At 63.7% G+C, this 17,139-nt stretch carries 15 protein-coding genes; 11 read left to right on the forward strand and 4 right to left on the reverse strand.

Annotated features, from left to right (window positions below):
- The first annotated feature begins 309 nt into the window (after positions 1-309).
- From AUL28_RS04060 to ribB, 3 genes are all read left to right on the forward strand, one after another.
- Positions 310-972, forward strand: coding sequence for a TerC family protein (locus tag AUL28_RS04060; protein ID WP_062230760.1), 663 nt, complete (start codon positions 310-312; stop codon positions 970-972).
- Positions 969-1,424 carry a preQ(1) synthase gene (gene queF, locus AUL28_RS04065; RefSeq protein WP_062230761.1) on the forward strand — a complete coding sequence of 152 codons (456 nt, stop codon included), beginning with the start codon at positions 969-971 and terminating at the stop codon, positions 1,422-1,424. Before AUL28_RS04060 ends, queF begins: the two co-directional genes overlap by 4 nt.
- Before the next feature lie 94 nt (positions 1,425-1,518).
- Positions 1,519-2,649: a 3,4-dihydroxy-2-butanone-4-phosphate synthase gene (gene ribB, locus AUL28_RS04070; protein WP_058600685.1), complete on the forward strand. Its 1,131-nt coding sequence runs from the start codon at positions 1,519-1,521 to the stop codon at positions 2,647-2,649.
- Between the two features lie 413 nt (positions 2,650-3,062).
- Here ribB and AUL28_RS04075 read toward each other — a convergent pair whose 3' ends face one another.
- Entirely contained in the window at positions 3,063-4,322 is a 1,260-nt protein-coding gene (locus tag AUL28_RS04075; protein ID WP_062216943.1) for a porin, read from the reverse strand.
- 620 nt (positions 4,323-4,942) lie between these two features.
- On the opposite strand from AUL28_RS04075, the gene AUL28_RS04080 reads away from it, so the two are divergent.
- A complete protein-coding gene (locus tag AUL28_RS04080; RefSeq protein ID WP_062230762.1) occupies positions 4,943-6,037 on the forward strand; it encodes a pyridoxal phosphate-dependent aminotransferase in 1,095 nt (364 codons plus the stop codon).
- A gap of 49 nt (positions 6,038-6,086) precedes the next feature.
- Here AUL28_RS04080 and AUL28_RS04085 read toward each other — a convergent pair whose 3' ends face one another.
- Positions 6,087-6,350, reverse strand: a complete 264-nt coding sequence (locus AUL28_RS04085) for a hypothetical protein (RefSeq protein WP_062230763.1) — start codon at positions 6,348-6,350, stop codon at positions 6,087-6,089.
- A 776-nt stretch (positions 6,351-7,126) separates the two neighbouring features.
- On the opposite strand from AUL28_RS04085, the gene AUL28_RS04090 reads away from it, so the two are divergent.
- Both AUL28_RS04090 and AUL28_RS04095 read left to right on the forward strand, forming a co-directional pair.
- Positions 7,127-8,374, forward strand: a complete 1,248-nt coding sequence (locus AUL28_RS04090) for a porin (RefSeq protein WP_058636467.1) — start codon at positions 7,127-7,129, stop codon at positions 8,372-8,374.
- 293 nt (positions 8,375-8,667) lie between these two features.
- Positions 8,668-9,015 carry a DUF2147 domain-containing protein gene (locus AUL28_RS04095; RefSeq protein ID WP_058636468.1) on the forward strand — a complete coding sequence of 116 codons (348 nt, stop codon included), beginning with the start codon at positions 8,668-8,670 and terminating at the stop codon, positions 9,013-9,015.
- A 366-nt stretch (positions 9,016-9,381) separates the two neighbouring features.
- Here AUL28_RS04095 and AUL28_RS04100 read toward each other — a convergent pair whose 3' ends face one another.
- Positions 9,382-10,089: a glutathione S-transferase family protein gene (locus tag AUL28_RS04100; protein WP_062230764.1), complete on the reverse strand. Its 708-nt coding sequence runs from the start codon at positions 10,087-10,089 to the stop codon at positions 9,382-9,384.
- Between the two features lie 184 nt (positions 10,090-10,273).
- On the opposite strand from AUL28_RS04100, the gene AUL28_RS22520 reads away from it, so the two are divergent.
- The 4 genes from AUL28_RS22520 (at position 10,274) to sbmA (ending at position 14,370) form a co-directional block, all read left to right on the forward strand.
- Complete coding sequence (locus AUL28_RS22520; RefSeq protein WP_156418213.1) at positions 10,274-10,432, forward strand: hypothetical protein; 159 nt, start codon at positions 10,274-10,276, stop codon at positions 10,430-10,432.
- A gap of 76 nt (positions 10,433-10,508) precedes the next feature.
- Positions 10,509-12,011, forward strand: a complete 1,503-nt coding sequence (locus AUL28_RS04105) for an AMP nucleosidase (protein WP_062230765.1) — start codon at positions 10,509-10,511, stop codon at positions 12,009-12,011.
- Between the two features lie 4 nt (positions 12,012-12,015).
- Positions 12,016-13,032: an endonuclease/exonuclease/phosphatase family protein gene (locus AUL28_RS04110; protein WP_062230766.1), complete on the forward strand. Its 1,017-nt coding sequence runs from the start codon at positions 12,016-12,018 to the stop codon at positions 13,030-13,032.
- 105 nt (positions 13,033-13,137) lie between these two features.
- Positions 13,138-14,370: a peptide antibiotic transporter SbmA gene (gene sbmA, locus AUL28_RS04115; RefSeq protein WP_062230767.1), complete on the forward strand. Its 1,233-nt coding sequence runs from the start codon at positions 13,138-13,140 to the stop codon at positions 14,368-14,370.
- 18 nt (positions 14,371-14,388) lie between these two features.
- Here sbmA and AUL28_RS04120 read toward each other — a convergent pair whose 3' ends face one another.
- Complete coding sequence (locus AUL28_RS04120; protein ID WP_062230768.1) at positions 14,389-16,053, reverse strand: electron transfer flavoprotein-ubiquinone oxidoreductase; 1,665 nt, start codon at positions 16,051-16,053, stop codon at positions 14,389-14,391.
- 194 nt (positions 16,054-16,247) lie between these two features.
- Between AUL28_RS04120 and AUL28_RS04125 the strand changes: the two genes are divergently transcribed.
- Complete coding sequence (locus tag AUL28_RS04125) at positions 16,248-17,105, forward strand: uracil-DNA glycosylase (RefSeq protein ID WP_062230769.1); 858 nt, start codon at positions 16,248-16,250, stop codon at positions 17,103-17,105.
- The last annotated feature ends 34 nt before the right edge of the window (positions 17,106-17,139 follow it).

The following is a 17,139-nucleotide window of genomic DNA, read 5'->3' on the forward strand; positions in this document are numbered from 1 at the left end:
CTCCATGGGCACGAAGCCCCCATCCCGCCACGCCAGCAGGGAAATGGTTCGGAAACTTTCGGCCAAGATCAAACCTCCAGCGGTAAGAGACAGTGCAGGAGAACAAGCTCGTCTTCACGAGTTCGTCATCATAGCAGGGGCTCGCCTTTGCGTGAGCGAAGTTATGCCCGTGCCCGTCCCGTCGGATCAACGTCATAACAGCTTGACGGCGAAGCCGACGTCACGCGGGGCTGGCAAATTTGTCATCGACTTTCACGCAGAACTGAACGAAGACCCATGTAGATTCTTCCCAAACCATAAGCAGGTCTCGTGAGCGACTTTCTCTCCGCCGAACTGGCAGCACTTCTTCAGGTGCTCTTCATCGACATCGTGCTGGCGGGCGACAATGCCGTCGTGGTCGGCCTTGCGGCAGCGGGCGTCGATCCCGCCATCCGCAGGAAGGTGATCTTCCTCGGCATCGCCGGCGCGGTGGTTCTGCGCATTCTTTTCGCGCTGGTCGCCGTGCAGCTTCTGGCGATCATCGGCCTGACGCTCGCGGGCGGTATCCTACTGCTGTGGGTCTGCTGGAAGATGTTCCGCGAGATTCGCGAGAGCGCGAGTGCGGAAGACGAGGCCAACGCCATCGCGGAAGCCAGCAAGACGCACAAGACCTTCGGTCAGGCCCTGTTCCAGATCATCATCGCCGACGTGTCCATGTCGCTCGACAATGTTCTGGCGGTCGCCGGCGCGGCGCGCGACCATCTGACCGTTCTGGTGATCGGCCTTCTGATTTCTGTCGTCCTCATGGGCGCGGCCGCCACATTGATCGCCAATCTTCTCCATAAGTACCGTTGGATCGCCTGGATCGGCCTGGCGGTCATCTTCTTCGTGGCGCTTCGTATGATCTACCACGGCTGGGAAGACGTCGCCTGCCATGTCCAATCGTTGTCGAGCTTCTGCTCCCATCTTCCTGTTGAAGGAACCACACCTTGACCACAGAGCTGACCCAGCTCGGCCGAGACACGCGCCCTGCCGCCAGCCCAGAAGAGGCCGTTCTCGAAACGGTGCCCTTCGCGAGGCGGACCGACCCGGCCGCCGTCGTGCGCTTCACCTGTCCTGAATTCACCTCGCTGTGCCCGGTGACGGGCCAGCCGGATTTCGCGCATATCGTGATCGACTATGTTCCCGATGAGCGACTGGTAGAATCCAAGTCGCTGAAGCTGTTTCTCACCAGCTTCCGCAACCACGGCGCCTTCCACGAGGACTGCACGGTCATGATCGGGCAGCGCATCGTGGAAGCGACCCAGCCGCTCTGGCTTCGAATCGGCGGCTATTGGTATCCGCGCGGCGGCATTCCGATCGACGTGTTCTGGCAGACGGGCGTTCCGCCCGCCGGCATTTTCCTGCCCGACCAGGGCGCGCCAAGCTATCGGGGTCGCGGATAGCGGCCCTGTCGCTGTCACGGAGTATCGAACACACCGTTCCAGTTGATCGCGCCTCCGCCTCGGCTTAATGCCGAGGCAACAGGAGGATGTCGCCATGCAGTTGGATCGAATCGAAGACGCCATCAAGGCCATCGCGGCGGGCGAACTCGTCGTGGTGGTCGATGACACGGATCGCGAGAACGAAGGCGATCTGATCATGGCGGCCGCCAAGGCGACGCCCGAGAAGATGGCCTTCATGATCCGCCACACGAGCGGCATTCTCTGCGTTCCCATGACCGGCGAGCGCGCGGCCCAGCTCAACCTTCCGCCGATGGTCGCCAACAATCTCGATCCGATGCGCACGGCCTTCACCGTGTCGGTGGACTACAAGGTCGGCATGACGACGGGCATCTCGGGCGAGGAGCGCGCCAACACGGCCCGCGCCCTCGTCAATGACAACGCCGTCGGCGGCGACTTCATCCGCCCCGGCCACATGTTCCCGCTGATCGCGCGCGAAGGCGGTGTTCTCACGCGCTCGGGCCATACGGAAGCCGGCGTCGATCTCGCCAAGCTGGCCGGCCTTGCCCCGGCCGGCATTCTGGCCGAGGTCGTGAACGACGACGGCACGGTCAAGCGCCTGCCCGAGTTGCTGGTCTTCGCCAAGGAGCACAATCTTCGCATCGTCTCCATCGAGGATCTCATTTCCTACCGCATCCGGCGCGAAAGCTTCGTGACCAGCGTGCGGGAAGAGGACATGACGATCGGCGGGCTCAAGGGCCGCGTGAAGATCTATCAGACGCCGTTCGACACGATCCAGCATGTCGTCGTGGTGTTCGGCGACGTGCGGGGTGAGCGGAACGTTCCGACCCGCATTCACCGCGAACAGCCGGTGGTCGATTTGTTTTCGCGCGGCACGGGTCGCAAATCCTGGGTCGACGCGGCCTTGGAGCCCATTCGCCGCGAGGGCCACGGCATTCTGATGCTCTTGCGCACCGCCAATGTGGACGAGTTCGAAACGGAGTCGGATGCGCGAATCGAGCCCAATGCCGCTGGCGTCGCCGATGGCGAAAAACATGCGAGCGCGCGGGCCCGCACCCAGCGCTGGCGTGAAGTCGGCGTCGGCGCGCAGATCCTGCGCGATCTCGGCGTCCTCTCCATCGGCGTTATGTCGTCCAAGGAGCGAGACTATGTCGGCCTCACCGGCTTCGGCATCGAAGTCGGCGACACGATCCTGTTGGAAGACTGACTTCTCCCGAGAAGGCCGCTTCTCTTCAGCCGGGACGGGCGAAAGCTCGGACCCGGCTTTTTTGTGCCACGTCTCCCGACCCGACGATACGGGACCGTCCCTCAACACCCAAGGATCCTCTTCCGGCAAAGACCGAAGGGCGCGGCGCGTCTTCGCGCCACCAGACGCATGGCCGCTCGGGTGCCCTCCCCCGCTTGGAACACGAGGTGGGCGCTCGTGTCGCAGGTCCGGTGGGCGCCGCCCATCTGCTGAAAAAGCCGATGGCGTGTCGCGCGCGAAGCAGACCGGATGGTTGGTTCTCAAAGGGGGACGCCGCGGAGGCCTGCCGTTTCGCCCGATCCGTGATGGCTATGTCAGAACGCCAAAAGGCCCGGCTTTCGCCGGGCCTTTCGCCATCCCATCTTTCGATCGGATTAGAAGTCGCGCTGCAGGCGGATGAAGCCCGAGACCTGGTCGAGGTCGCCGACCGGACCGCCGAAATCGACGTTCTTGTAGGAGACTTCGCCGAGCGTCGCGAAGTTGTTGGTGATCTGGTAGCCGACGTTGGCCACAGCCGCCCAGTACTCGCCGTCACGAACCGTGGTCAGACCCGTGCGGGTGTTGAACAGCCGCGCGTCAAAGGTCTTGCCGTACTGGCCGGAGACCGCGATGCCGAGCTTGCCGAACGCCTGCGCGTAGCCAGCACCCGCGGCCCATTCAAGAACGAGCGGAATGCCAGCGTTGGTGAACTGCGAGTTCGACAGGGTGCTGACCGTGTCGATGCCCGTCAGAGCGGCGTAGATCGTCGGATCGAAGGCGTAGTGACCTTCGATCTTCAGCTGCGACTCAGGAGCGATGAGGTTCTTCAGGAGCACGCCGCCCTTCAGAGCGAAGGCGTCGTTGTTGCCGTCCTGCAGGAGTGTCGGATAGCCCGACGCAGAGAACGGGTAGTTGCCGGCGAGCGAAACGTTCACACCATTGATTGTGACTGTGCCCGGCAGATCATTCTGGTTGTAGGTCTCGTCATAGACGGCCGAGAGGTAAGCACCGCCCCAGGCGCCCGAGTAGACCAGCTTGGCATGGACGTCGGGAACGATGTCGCCGGTGCGGTCGTCTTCGAGGCCGAGCGTGGCCGAGAAGCCGTTCGCCGCGAAGGTGTACGAAATCTGGTTGGTGTTGATGTCACCGACGACGAGGTCGGTGTCGGTCAGCAGGCCGTCTTCCAGACCGCCGACGCCCGAGGTCCAGAGCGAGTCGCGGTAACCGACGAGCAGGCCGCCGAGCTGGACGTAAGCCTGGTCCATCACGTAGCTCGCGCCGAGCGCGGAGTCGGGCTGCGAAATGGTGTTGTTCTGGGCCTGGACGCGAGCGAAGGCGCGCAGGGTGCCGAGTTCGGTCTCTTCGCGAGCGTCGAAGTTCAGACGGGCGCGGACCGAGCTACCGGCCTGGTAGTCGTCGCCTTCCAGGTTGCGAGCCGGATCGCCCGCAACATTGTACTGGAAGCGGACGTAACCGCCGATGCTGAGGCAGGTCTCGGTGCCGGGGATGTAGTAGAAGCCCTTGCCGTAGACGTCGCAAACGCGGACGTAATCGACCGGCTCAGGTTCAGCGACGACGACAGCGTCAGCCGCGCGAGCACCGGTGATGGCCACGAAGGCCGCTGCGGAGCCGAGAAGAAGGCTCTTGATGTTCATGTCCTGACCTCCAGTCAAGTTATGAGATAGGGTTGGGCTTGTGCTTCGAAGGACAGCCTTCCCTGCCCCATACCCTTCAGAAAACTCGGGTCGTCCCCCGCTCTTTCTGTCCCTAAGATGTTTCACGAGGCTGCGATGCGCAATTGCAGAAAGGACACAGTGAGGCTTGGGTGACACGTCCTCGTCATGCTTGTGGCGGGCGAGCAACGGTTTTGTGACGAGCCGCCTTCTTGCTCGCGTCCTTTTCGACACGATCAACCCAGGACCGGTCTCGTCGCCAAGCCCCTCAATTCACTGGATTTTTCCCCTTTCGATGCATCAAAGCAGCCGAAGCGGTTGACGCTCAAAAGGCTCCCTGGCGATGCCAGTACCATCTCGTGCTCAACTCGAAGTCCGACCGCAAAGAGGGGAGCCCTGCGAAAGGTTCATCCCCATTCGAGGATCGAGAGGACCCTGAGTCCCCCCGAATCGCAGTCGAGACACGCCGGCGCGCCTCGAAACGGCGTCCGAATCCTCTGCTTCCCATTCACCGAGTCTGGCCTTTAAGAAGGAGTCTCGCCGCCGCCGAGGACGCCTCCCGCCCCCGTTGTGTCGTCGCCTATAAATAAGGACTCTCCTCTATGCCGTTCACACCGCGCACGCAGGCCCTTCCCGCGACGGTTCCCTTTGTCGGCCCGGAAGCGCTCGAGCGCCGGCTCGGTGTGCGCTTTGCGGCGCGCCTTGGCGCCAATGAAAGTGTGTTCGGCCCTTCGCCTCGCGTCCTCGACGCGATGGGCGAGGCCGCACGGGAAAGCTGGGCCTATGGCGACCCCGAGCATTTCGAACTGAAAGCGGCGCTGGCGGCGCATCATGGGTTGGAAAGCGCTTGCTTCGTCGCGGGCGAGGGCATCGACGGGTTGTTCGGCCTTCTCGCCCAACTGACCCTCGACCCCGGCGATCAGGTCGTCACGTCCTTGGGCGCCTATCCGACCTTCAATTATCATGTGACGGGACATGGCGGGCATCTCGATTTCGTGCCCTATCGCGAAGACCGGGAAGACATCGACGCCTTGATCGAGCGGATGCGGCTGACGGTGCCCAAGCTCGTTTATTTCGCCAACCCGGACAATCCGACCGGGAGCTGGCACGATTCCGCCTCGGTCGAGCGCTTGATGGACGCGGTGCCGCACGGAACGCTTCTGGTTCTCGACGAAGCCTATAGCGATTTGGCGCCCGCCTCCGCACTGCCCCCGCTCCAGCCGCTGCGGCCGAACGTGTTGCGCTTTCGGACCTTTTCCAAGGCCTATGGCATGGCGGGCGTGCGCGTCGCCTATGCGATCGGCGCGCCGGATGTCGTCAAGCAGTTCGATAAGGTGCGCAATCATTTCGGCCTGTCGCGCATTGCGCAGGCCGGCGCGGTGGCGGCCTTGGCGGACCAAGCCTATCTTCGGCAAACCATTGCGCGCATCGAGGCGGCGCGTGAGCGGCTGGCCGCGATCGCGCGGGATGCGAGCCTTCGCCCCTTACCCTCGGCAACGAATTTCGTCGCGATCGATTGCGGGCGAGATGGCGCCTATGCACGGCGCATTCTGGAACTCGTGCTGGCGCAGAATGTCTTCATCCGCATGCCCGGCGTCGCTCCGCTGGATCGCATGATCCGCGTGACAGTCGGACGAGACGAAGACCTCGATTTGTTTGGCACGGCCCTCAGGCACGCGATCGCCCAAGCGGGTTGATCAAAGGCAACTCATGCGAGGGCCGTGCTCAACGCCTTCCAAGCTGGCCTCAATTGCGGGCCAGCCATTCGCGGGCGGCGCGTTGGGCACGCGAGATCTGCGCCTTGGTCATCTGAGCGGTCATATCCTGACGGTGAAAGGCCGCGCCTTCGACACCCATACGGTCGGCCAGATTGAAATACATATGCGCGGACACGACTTGCGCGGCATCGCCGGCCAGACGCAGGCCCATGGCAAACAACGTATCACCCAAGGACAGGCTTTCGCCCATCGCCGTACCGAAATTCGCGTCGTGAAGTTCAAAGCGTGCCATCGATCTCTTCCTGTGTTGATCGCCCGACCTCGTGGGTTCGTAGGGAAAGGATGGCAGCGGCGATTGAACGAGCTTCTAAAATACTTGGATAATTCGAATTAAGTTGCCTGGAAGAATCTGAAAACCCTAACGGGTTGCTATGCGACAGATTCCTGCGGGCTGCCGGTGAAGCCACAGCGGCAGTTCGAGATCCGCGACTTCACCCCCTTTCAGCTGCAACTTCCCGGTCAGGGACGGGACATCTCCGACGGTCGATCCGGCATGCCGATATCGGCAATCGCAGCCCGGGCGAGATGTGCGACGCGATCGACGCGCTTACCCCCCTTTTCCTGATCGCAACGGCGTTCGGCATGGCTCGAAGAGCGCATCGTCGCTGACGTCTTGCGACATGGCCTCGAGGCAAGCGGAACCGCATCGAACGCGCTTCCCCGGCAACAGCTTTTGTCAGTCATTATTATAATATAGAATTACGATGCCGCATCGCCAGAACAAAGCTGATAAAGCCGACCCGTTTGCGCTTGCGACAGATGTATGACAAGCGCCGACGATTTTTGACAATAGAACCATTGTCATTCAGCCTTATGTTGTGATGCAAAGCTACAACTCGTCTCTTCGGCTAGCTGTTTTGTGGCTGGATTGCGGTGAAATGAGTCTTCTCCGTAGAAACGTTCATGTTAAACGAGTTCGCGAGGGCCTCGTCGCTGCCGCAGGCTTTCGCCAACGAACCGAACGAGCTCGCTAGAAGCTCGATCCGAATGTTGACTGGAGAAAAGAACATGAACATCAAGAGCCTTCTTCTTGGCTCCGCTGCGGCCTTCGTAGCTATCACCGGCGCCCGTGCTGCTGACGCTGTCGTCGTCGCCGAGCCTGAGCCGGTCGATTACGTCCGCGTTTGCGACGTCTACGGCAAGGGTTTCTACTACATCCCCGGCACCGAGACCTGCCTCAGCGTCGGCGGCTATGTCCGCTTCCAGTACAACGTTGCGGGCAAGCCTGCTCGCAACCTGGAAGGCGACGACTACCAGGCCGGCAGCGCGGTTCGCGCCCGTCTGAACTTCGACGCTCGCGAAGAGACCGAACTCGGCACCCTGCGCGCCTTCGCTCGCGTCCAGGCCACCAACAACACGATCGCTCAGCCCGACTCCGCGCTCGGCGCGAGCTACGTGATGGATCAGGCCTACATCCAGCTCGGCGGCCTGCTCGTCGGTTACCGCGACTCGCTCTGGACCTCGGGCGTCGGCGGTCTAGAAGACGGCCTGCTCACCGACACCGACCTCGTCGTCGGCGACTTCGGCACCAACCAGATCTCCTACACCTTCGCGGCGAACGGCTTCTCGGCCACGCTCGGCCTCGAAGACGACCGCACCGGCGACATCGTTCCCGACGTCCATGCCAAGCTGGTCTACTCGGGCGCCTGGGGCGGTGCTTACCTCTCGGCCGTCTATGACGAGACCTTCAACGCGAACAACGTGAGCGGCATCACGAATACCGTCACGATCAACGGCGTTCCGATCGCTTTGGTCGGCAACTTCCCGACGCTGCTGCGCGACGGCAACAACGACGCCTTCGCTCTGAAGGGCGGCGTCCTCCTCAAGAATCTGATCGCAGCTGACTCGCAGCTGAAGATCGAGGGTCACTACGCCTTCGATCCCACGATCTATGCCGGCATCACCACGGTCAACACGGTCAGCACGCTGTCCAGCAACCAGCTGACCAACGCTGGCACGCCGATCATCCTCGAGTGGGCTGCCGGTGCAGGCTACGCGCAGAAGTTCGGCAAGGTCGGCCTCGCGGTCTCCGGCCAGTACGGCAAGACCTTCGACATGCGCCTCGTGTCCCCGGTCAACGGCCGCACGTTCATCGGCGACGGCGAGTACTGGGCAGCGGTCGGCAACGTCGGCTACGCGATCACCAACAACTTCGCGGCTCTGGCCGAAGTCTCGTACAAGAACGTCGACTTCGCGGCTCCGGTCGGCGACGTCCACCAGACGTCGGGCTTCCTGCGCCTGCAGCGCAACTTCTAATCCGACCAAGTTCCTGCGGGCTCCGGCCCGCAGGTTTCGCCGGCCCGCCGGCACCTACATGACCTGCCCTCCAGCAAGTCGCATCAGGGCCGTTGGAGTTTCGTCCACCCATCGGCCAAGCATGGAGCCGTTCCGCGCGAGTGGAACGGCTTTCGTCGTTGGGATGCGCTTTGCACCGGCTGCGCCTCGCGATGCATCGATTCCCGTTATCGTTTCCTGCGAACGCGCTCCGTTCCCCTTGAAGCCTCACCACTCTGGCTCATCTGAACTCACTGCGTCCTGCAGGATTTTCGATGCCCAAGCTATTCTTCCTCGCCTGTCTCGCCTCGCCCTTCATGGCGCTTCCAGCCATGGCCGAGCCGATTCTCGGCACGTGGCGTCTATCGAATGGGGAAACGGTCACCTATTCACGATGCGGGGCGAGCTTCTGCTCGCGTGTCGAAACCGGACGCTATCAGGGCCGATCCGTGGGACGGATGGATGGCGGAGCACCGACCTATACCGGCACGGTGATCGACCCGCGCGACGGCAAGAGCTACGATGGCCGCGCCGAGGTGAAAGGCGACAAGCTCGTGCTCACAGGCTGCGTTGCTCGCATCTTCTGCCGATCCCAGACCTGGAGCCGCCATCGCGGGGGCTGATAGGCCCCTTTATTTGGGATGGGGGGTGGGGAAACTGGCCCCATTTCCTTCGTCGCGCGATCAAGCCGTCGAAGGGAAAGCCAGATGGTCGTCCCGCTTCTTCCCATCTCGCGGAAGTCGAAAAGCAGATGGGTCGGGGTGTGGAACCGGAGTTCGGAATGCCGGCTCGTCGATCAGCCAGCCGCCTGAAATCATGCTGTTCCAATACGACCCTACTTCAACACGACCCTACGCGGTCGAGCGAAACGGGTAGAGCGACTCGCCCGGGTCGCCCATCTACGCCATCGCCGCGAATCGGTGTCGACTGGCCGTCATGCCGATTGGAAAAGCGAGGCAGGTTCGACACCCGCCTCGCGAGCGACGCGCCTATCGCGCCTTCTGACCGAACAGAACGCCTTGCGCTGCCTTATCCTGCGCCAAGTTGAGCTTTTCGCGCTCCTCCTTACCGACCGCCAAGCCCCGCTCCACCGCAGGCCGCGCCTTCATCCGCTCGAACCACGCCTTCAGATGCGGGAAGTCGTCGAGCGATTGGCCCTGATTGGCATGAGGAACGATCCAGCCGATGCAGGCCATGTCCGCGATCGAGTAGTCACCGGCCAGAAAATCCCGCCCGGCGAGGCGCTTGTTCATGACGCCGTACAGGCGGTTGACCTCGTTCGTGTAGCGATCGATCCCATAGGCGATCTTTTCGGGCGCATATTGCCGGAAGTGATGGGCTTGTCCGGCCATGGGTCCGAGGCCGCCGACCTGCCAGAACAGCCATTCCTCCACCGCGACACGAGCGCGCTCGTCACTCGGATAGAAGCGGCCGAACTTTCGACCGAGATATTGCAGGATCGCGCCCGACTCGAAAACCGAGATCGGCTCCCCGCCTGGCCCCTCGGGATCGACAATGGCCGGCATCCGATTGTTGGGCGAGATCGCGAGGAATTCTGGCTTGAACTGATCGCCCGCGCCGATGTTGACGAGCTTCAGCTCGTAGGGGACGCCCAGTTCCTCCAGCATGATGGAGATTTTCCAGCCATTGGGGGTCGGCCAGTAATGGAGTTCGATCGGCTTGGTCTGCTGCTTCATCGCGCTGGGGCTCCAACCATGTCTGGGACCCTGATGTAGGAAGCTCAGGGCGTGGCCGACAAGACCTTCTCATTTCCGGCCGCAGCCGTCCCCGGAGGCTGAGTGTGAACGCAGTCTGAACTCCGCCGCCAGTTCGGGTTCAGCTTCGTCAGGCAGAATCGGCGTCTGATCCTGGGGAGGCACCATGCCCGTTCGTCTTGCCGTGCTATGCAGCCTTCTGGCGCTCTTTGCCTTCGGCTTTTCGGAGCTGGTGGAATCCAAGCAGCACATTCCCGGCATTGGCGTGGCCAGCGCGGGCTGCCTCGACCGCGGCATGGTCTGCGGCAAACACGCAGCCGACTGATCTCCCTCCCCGGCGGACACGGATTTTCGGTGAGCGGGCTCATTCCCGTGCCTCGTTCGCTCGGCTATGAGAAGCCATGACCGAGCCACTCACGAGTTCGCCCATGTCGTCCTTCATCATGCCCCCTCGTGACGAGGCGCGCCCCTTTCTGGATGCCGAACAGGCGGTCGCCGAACTGACGCGGCTTTACCGCCGGTCGGTCGAGTTTCTGTGCGATCGGTTCGACGAGGTGCTTCAAACCGGCGACACCTCGCGCCGCTTCCGCGCCTTCTATCCCGAAGTCTCCCTCCAGACGGTCGGCCATGCCCGGATCGACTCGCGCATGTCCTTCGGCTTCGTGCCGGGACCCGGCACCTACGCGACGACGGTCACCCGGCCCGACCTGTTCGACCACTATCTAATCGAGCAGCTGGAACAGCTTTTGAAGAACCACGGCCAGCCGATTCTGGTCGGACCGTCGCAGACGCCCATTCCGATCCATTTCGCCCTGCCCGAAGGCACCTATGTCGACGGCGTTCTGGCCGAGAAGCTCGACAAGCCGCTGCGCGATATTTTCGACGTGCCCGATCTCGCCGCGACCGACGACCGGATCGTCAACGGCAATTTCGAGCCGCAGCCGGGCGAGCCTCTGCCGCTCGCGCCTTTCACGGCGCAGCGCGTCGATTACTCGCTGATGCGTCTGGCGCATTATACCGCCACCAGTCCGCGCCATTTCCAGAACTTCGTCCTGTTCACGAACTACCAGTTCTATGTGGACGAGTTCTGCATCATGGCGCGCCGGCTGATGGACGCGGGCGGGCGCGGCTATGACAGTTTCGTCGAACCGGGCAATATCGTGACCCGCTCGGGCACTGCGGAGCCCGAAAGCGGCGTCGCTCCGGTGCGGATGCCGCAGATGCCGGCCTATCACCTGACGCGGCCGGACGGCAGCGGCATCACCATGGTCAATATCGGCGTCGGCCCGAGCAATGCCAAGACGATCACCGACCACGTGGCCGTGTTGCGGCCCCATGCCTGGCTGATGCTCGGCCATTGTGCCGGCCTTCGCAACACGCAGGCGCTCGGCGACTATGTGCTCGCCCACGCCTATGTGCGCGAAGACCATGTGCTCGACGCGGATCTGCCGGTCTGGGTGCCGATCCCGCCGCTGGCGGAAGTGCAGGTGGCGCTCGAAAAGGCGGTGGCCGATGTCACGGGCCTCGAAGGTTACGACCTGAAGCGCATCATGCGCACGGGAACGGTCGCCACGATCGACAATCGCAACTGGGAGCTTCGCGATCAGACGGGGCCGGTGCAGCGCCTGTCGCAGTCTCGCGCCATCGCGCTCGACATGGAATCGGCCACGATCGCGGCCAACGGATACCGCTTCCGCGTGCCCTATGGCACGCTTCTGTGCGTGTCCGACAAGCCGCTGCATGGCGAATTGAAGCTGCCAGGCATGGCGACCGAGTTCTACAAGCGGCAGGTCTCGCAGCATCTGGAGATCGGCATTCGCACCATGCAGAGCCTCGCCGACATGCCGCACGAGGCGCTGCATTCACGCAAGCTGCGCTCCTTCTTCGAGACGGCCTTCCAGTAAGATCATGGGCCTTCTGATCTGGGGCCGCATGGCCCTCACCTTCGCGGCGCTCGCCGGCAGCGCCTGCATCGCTGCGGGCTTCTTCGGCGCGGCCTTCCATCCTTTCGATAGCGTCAGCCATTTCCGGCTGACGCTCGCGCTGGCGCTCGTCCTGGTGGCGCTTGTCGCCATTCCGGTGCGCGCGCATCTGGCTGGCGCCCTAGCGTTCGGCTTCGCCGCCCTGGGGCTGGCGACCACATTGCCCATGCTTCTGCCGCAGGATGAGGCGACGGCGCCGACGGGGCAGCCGAGCTACACGCTGCTTCAGATGAACCTTCTTTACGATGCCGGCGACAAGGCCGAGGCGATCCGGCGCATCGCCGAAACGCGGCCCGACGTGGTGACGCTCGAAGAGGTGACGGACGAGTGGCGCGCGCTGTTCGAGGTCATTTCCGAGCGCTATCCCTTTCAGACCTATTGCGGCCTCGAAAACGACCGCGACGGCGTCGCCATCCTCTCGCGCCGACCCTTCCTGGGAGAGGCCCTGTGCCAGCCCCGCAACGGGCGTGTGACCCAAGGTGTGGACCTCAACGGCCGAAACGTCGCCGTCACGGCGCTGCATCTCGACTGGCCTTGGCCGAAGCACCATTGGACGCAGATCAATGACATGAGCCCCAGCCTGCCCGCGGGCGATCGTCCGGCGCTTCTGGGCGGCGATTTCAACGCCGCCCCCTGGAGCGCGGCCGTGAAGACGGTGGCGAATGCCGCCGGACTTCGCATCGTGGACGGGATCGGCCCCACCTGGCTGACCATCCAGTTTCCTGCCTTCTGGCCGCGCTGGCTCGGCCTGCCGATCGACCAGCTCATGGTGTCGCCCGATATCATGGTGGAAGCGGTCGAGACCCTGGCGCGCACGAGTTCGGACCATCTCCCGGTTCTCCTGCGCTTTTCCGTGCGCCCCAGCGAGCCGCCTCCCCCGCGAAGCGCCGCCGAGCCGACCACGGCCGCGCTCGGCACCCCATCGCCGCGCGGCGGGGCCTGACGCGCTCGCGCGAGCCAACATGAATTTCCTGTCATGACAGAAGCTTAACGGGCTCTCGGGCGCGTGATCTGCGAACAATCGGCGCGCCATGGGAGCTTCGCGTCGATGTTCGTATCCTTCTTTCCCCGCCCCCGCCTGTTCTTCGGCTCGGCCCTTCTTTGGACGCTGGCCTGCGCCGCCTTCTGGTATGCGGCCGCGCGCCCGTTCGGGCATCATCTGGGCTTTGGCGAAGGCGGGGAAACCGTCGGCATCTCGGCCTTCTGGTCACCCCTCTTTTTGTGGTTCTACCTTTATTTCGCGGCCTGCGTGTCGCTGTTCGCCAGCGTCTGGCAGCGCATCGCGCCGCATCCCTGGGCGCGCTGGTCGATTCTCGGCTCGGCGCTCATCCTCTTCCTAACCTACTTCCAGGTGCAGATCTCGGTCGCCGTCAACACGTGGTATGGGCCATTTTACGACCTCATTCAGGCCGCGCTCTCGCATGAGCATCCGGTCACGACGGGCGACATCTATCGTAGCTTCCTGACCTTCGGCGGGCTGGCGCTCGTCGCCGTCTCGGTCGGCGTTCTCACGAGCTTCTTCGTCAGCCATTACGTGTTCCGCTGGCGGCAGGCGATGAACGAATTCTACATGGCGTACTGGTCGGCGCTGCGCGGTGTGGAAGGCGCTTCGCAGCGCATCCAGGAAGACACGATGCGCTTTGCCACGACCGTGGAAGGGCTCGGCGTCAGCCTGATCCAGGCCGTGCTGACGCTGGTCGCGTTCCTGCCGATCCTGCTCGGTCTGTCCTCGGCGATCCGCTCCTTGCCTCTCGTCGGCGAAGTGCCGCACGCGCTGGTGATCGCGGCGCTGCTCTGGTCCCTGTTCGGGACGAGCTTTCTGGCGCTGGTCGGCGTCAAGCTACCGGGTCTCGAATTCAGCAATCAGAAGGTCGAGGCCGCCTATCGCAAGGAACTCGTCATCGGCGAAGATCGGGCCGACCGTGCCCAGCCGCCAACGGTGCAGGCGCTGTTCGCCGATGTCCGACAGAACTATTTCCGCCTCTACTTTCACTACATGTATTTTAACGTCGCCCGCATCTTCTACCTGCAAGCCGACGTGATCTTCCCCTATCTCGTTCTGGCCCCCACGATCGCGGCCGGGGCGATCACGCTCGGCGTCATGAATCAGATCCTCAACGCGTTCGAACAGGTGCGCAGCTCGTTCCAATATCTGGTGACGAGCTGGACCACGATCGTGGAGCTTCTCTCGATCTTCAAGCGTCTGCGCGCCTTCGAGGGCATGATCGGGACGGATACGCCCGTCCAGGCTTTTGGCGAGGCCCTGCCAGCCGCCGAGTGAGGACGGTGGACTGGCCGGTCACATCGTCCCGTAGACCGGCCCCTCGCCGCCCTGCGGCGGCACCCAGGTGATGTTGCCGTTCGGGTCCTTGATGTCGCAGGTCTTGCAGTGGACGCAGTTCTGCGCGTTGATGACGTAGCGCGGATCGGCCGGGTTGGTCTCGTCCCACTCATAGACCGCCGCCGGGCAGTAGCGCTGGCTGAGCCCGGCATAGCGATCGTGCTCCGAACTTTTCTGCAGGCCCATATCCTTCACCCGAAGATGGACCGGCTGGTCCTCCTCGTGATTGGTGTTGGACAGGAAGACCGAGGACGTTCGGTCGAAGGTCAGAACGCCATCGGGCTTGGGGTAGACGATCGGCGTGTGCTGGTCCGCCGGCTCGGTGGACTCGGCGTCCGTCTTGCCATGCGGCATCGTGCCGAAGAAGGACAGGCCGAGAAGCTGGTTGGTCCACATGTCGAGCGCGCCGAGCGCGACGCCCAGCCCCGTGCCGAAGCGGGACCAGAGTGGCTTGACGTTGCGCACGCGATAGAGGTCCTGCCCGATGGGCGAGGCGCGCCAGCCGTTCTCGTAATCCTTCAGAAGATCGGCCGAGCGCCCGTCCGCAATCGCCTTCGCCGCAGCCTCGGCGGCCTGCATTCCCGACGAGATGGCGTTGTGAACACCCTTGATGCGCGGGACGTTGACGAGGCCCGCCGAACAGCCGATCAGCGCGCCGCCGGGGAAGACCAGGTTCGGCACCGACTGATAGCCCCCTTCCGTGATCGCGCGTGCGCCATAGGCGAGGCGCTTGCCGCCCTGCAGCAGCTCGGCGATATCGGGATGCGTCTTGAAGCGCTGGAACTCCTCGAAGGGGCTGAGATAGGGGTTCTTGTAGTTCAGGTGCGTGACGAAGCCGACATAGACCTGATTGTTTTCGAGGTGATACAGGAACGAGCCGCCGCCCGTGGCCATATCCAGCGGCCAGCCGAAGGAATGCTGGATCAGGCCGGGCTTGGCTTTCGCCGGGTCGATCTGCCAGAGCTCCTTGATGCCGAGGCCGAACTTCTGCGGCTCGCGGTTCACGTCCAGCCCATGGTGGCGGATCAGCTGCTTGGCGAGCGAGCCGCGCACACCCTCCCCGATCAGCACATATTTGCCCATCAGGGCCATGCCGCGCTGGAAATTCGGCCCCGGTTCGCCCGAGCGCTCGATGCCCATGTCGCCGGTGGCGACGCCGATGACGCGGTCCTGATCGTCGGTCAGGAGTTCGCCGGCCGCAAAGCCCGGATAGATTTCGACGCCGAGCCCTTCGGCCTTCTCGGCCAGCCATTTGCAGACGAGGCCGAGCGAGACGACGTAATTGCCGTGATTGCTCATGAGCTTGGGCATCAGGGCATTGGGCAGGCGCACCGCGCCGTGCGAGCCGTAGAGATAGAACCGATCCTCGGTGACGGGCTGGCGAATCGGCGTGTCTTCCTGCCGCCATTCGGGCAGGAGCTTGTCGAGCGAGGAGGGATCGAGCACGCAGCCGGACAGGATATGCGCGCCGACCTCGGAGCCCTTTTCGAGCACAACGACGGAGACGTCGGGATTGACCTGCTTCAGCCGGATCGCCGCCGACAAACCGGCCGGACCCGCGCCCACGATCACGACGTCGAACTCCATCGATTCCCGCTCGGGCAAGGTTTCGCTCTCCGTCATCAGGACCTCCGCAGCATTTTTGACGTTTCCTGAAATGCTTCTAACGGAATCTTCATGAGCATGTCTTCCCGATGTAGCAAGACACACGGGTTTATGACGCAAGGCGCGCCGGGGTCATCCAGCGGTTTGCGGGTCGGGCCCGATCCGGTAAGACGAGGCACATGACGAGGGCTCAGCCAGACGCAGGGGAACGGATGGGAGAGGCGCTGAGCGCCCTTCTCGACTGGTACGCGCGCGCCGGCATTCAAACGTTCGTCGGCGAAGCGCCGCGCGATCGGTTTGCGGAAACCGAAGCCGAAACCGAGCGGCGCAAAGGAAGCCGCCCGGCTTCCGGCCCTGCCGCCGCACAGACAGCCGCCTCGCCCGGCACCTTCCCCGAGCGACGCAGCACGATTCTCGCGCCTCCTCCCCGCCCCGCGCCGGCCATCGCGCTGCGCTCCGACGAGGCGCTGGCGACCGAAGCGCGGGAGCAAGCGGCGCGCGCGGGCTCGCTCGCGGAGCTTCAAGTGCTTCTCGCCGATTTCACAGGCTGCGGCCTCAAGGCGACGGCCAAGAATCTCGTGTTTGGCAACGGCTCGGAAACGGCCGATCTGATGTTCGTGGGCGAAGCGCCGGGGCGCGACGAAGATCTGGCGGGCGAGCCCTTCGTGGGGCGCTCGGGCCAGTTGCTCGACCGGATGCTCGGCTCGATCGGGCTGAAGCGCGAGGACGTGCGCGTCACCAACACCGTGCCCTGGCGCCCGCCCGGCAACCGCACACCGACCCCGGCCGAGACCGAGACCTGCCTGCCCTTCACGCTGCGCCATATCGAGCTGGTGAATCCGCGCGTGCTCGTCTGTCTCGGCTCGCCCTCTGCCAAGGCGCTGCTGCGCACCGACGAAGGCATCATGCGGCTTCGCGGGCGCTGGTCCAGCGTGACGCTGCCGAACGGCGCGGCGCTGCCGACCATGGCCATGCTGCACCCCGCCTATCTCCTGCGCCAGCCCAGCCAGAAGCGTCTGGCCTGGCGCGATCTGCTGACGCTGAAACAGGCGCTCGACGCCAAGGGCTGAGGTCTCTATCGGCCAGCCGACACGATCCGTCGTC

This window comes from Aureimonas sp. N4, assembly GCF_001463925.1.
Taxonomy (GTDB): domain Bacteria; phylum Pseudomonadota; class Alphaproteobacteria; order Rhizobiales; family Rhizobiaceae; genus Aureimonas; species Aureimonas ureilytica_A.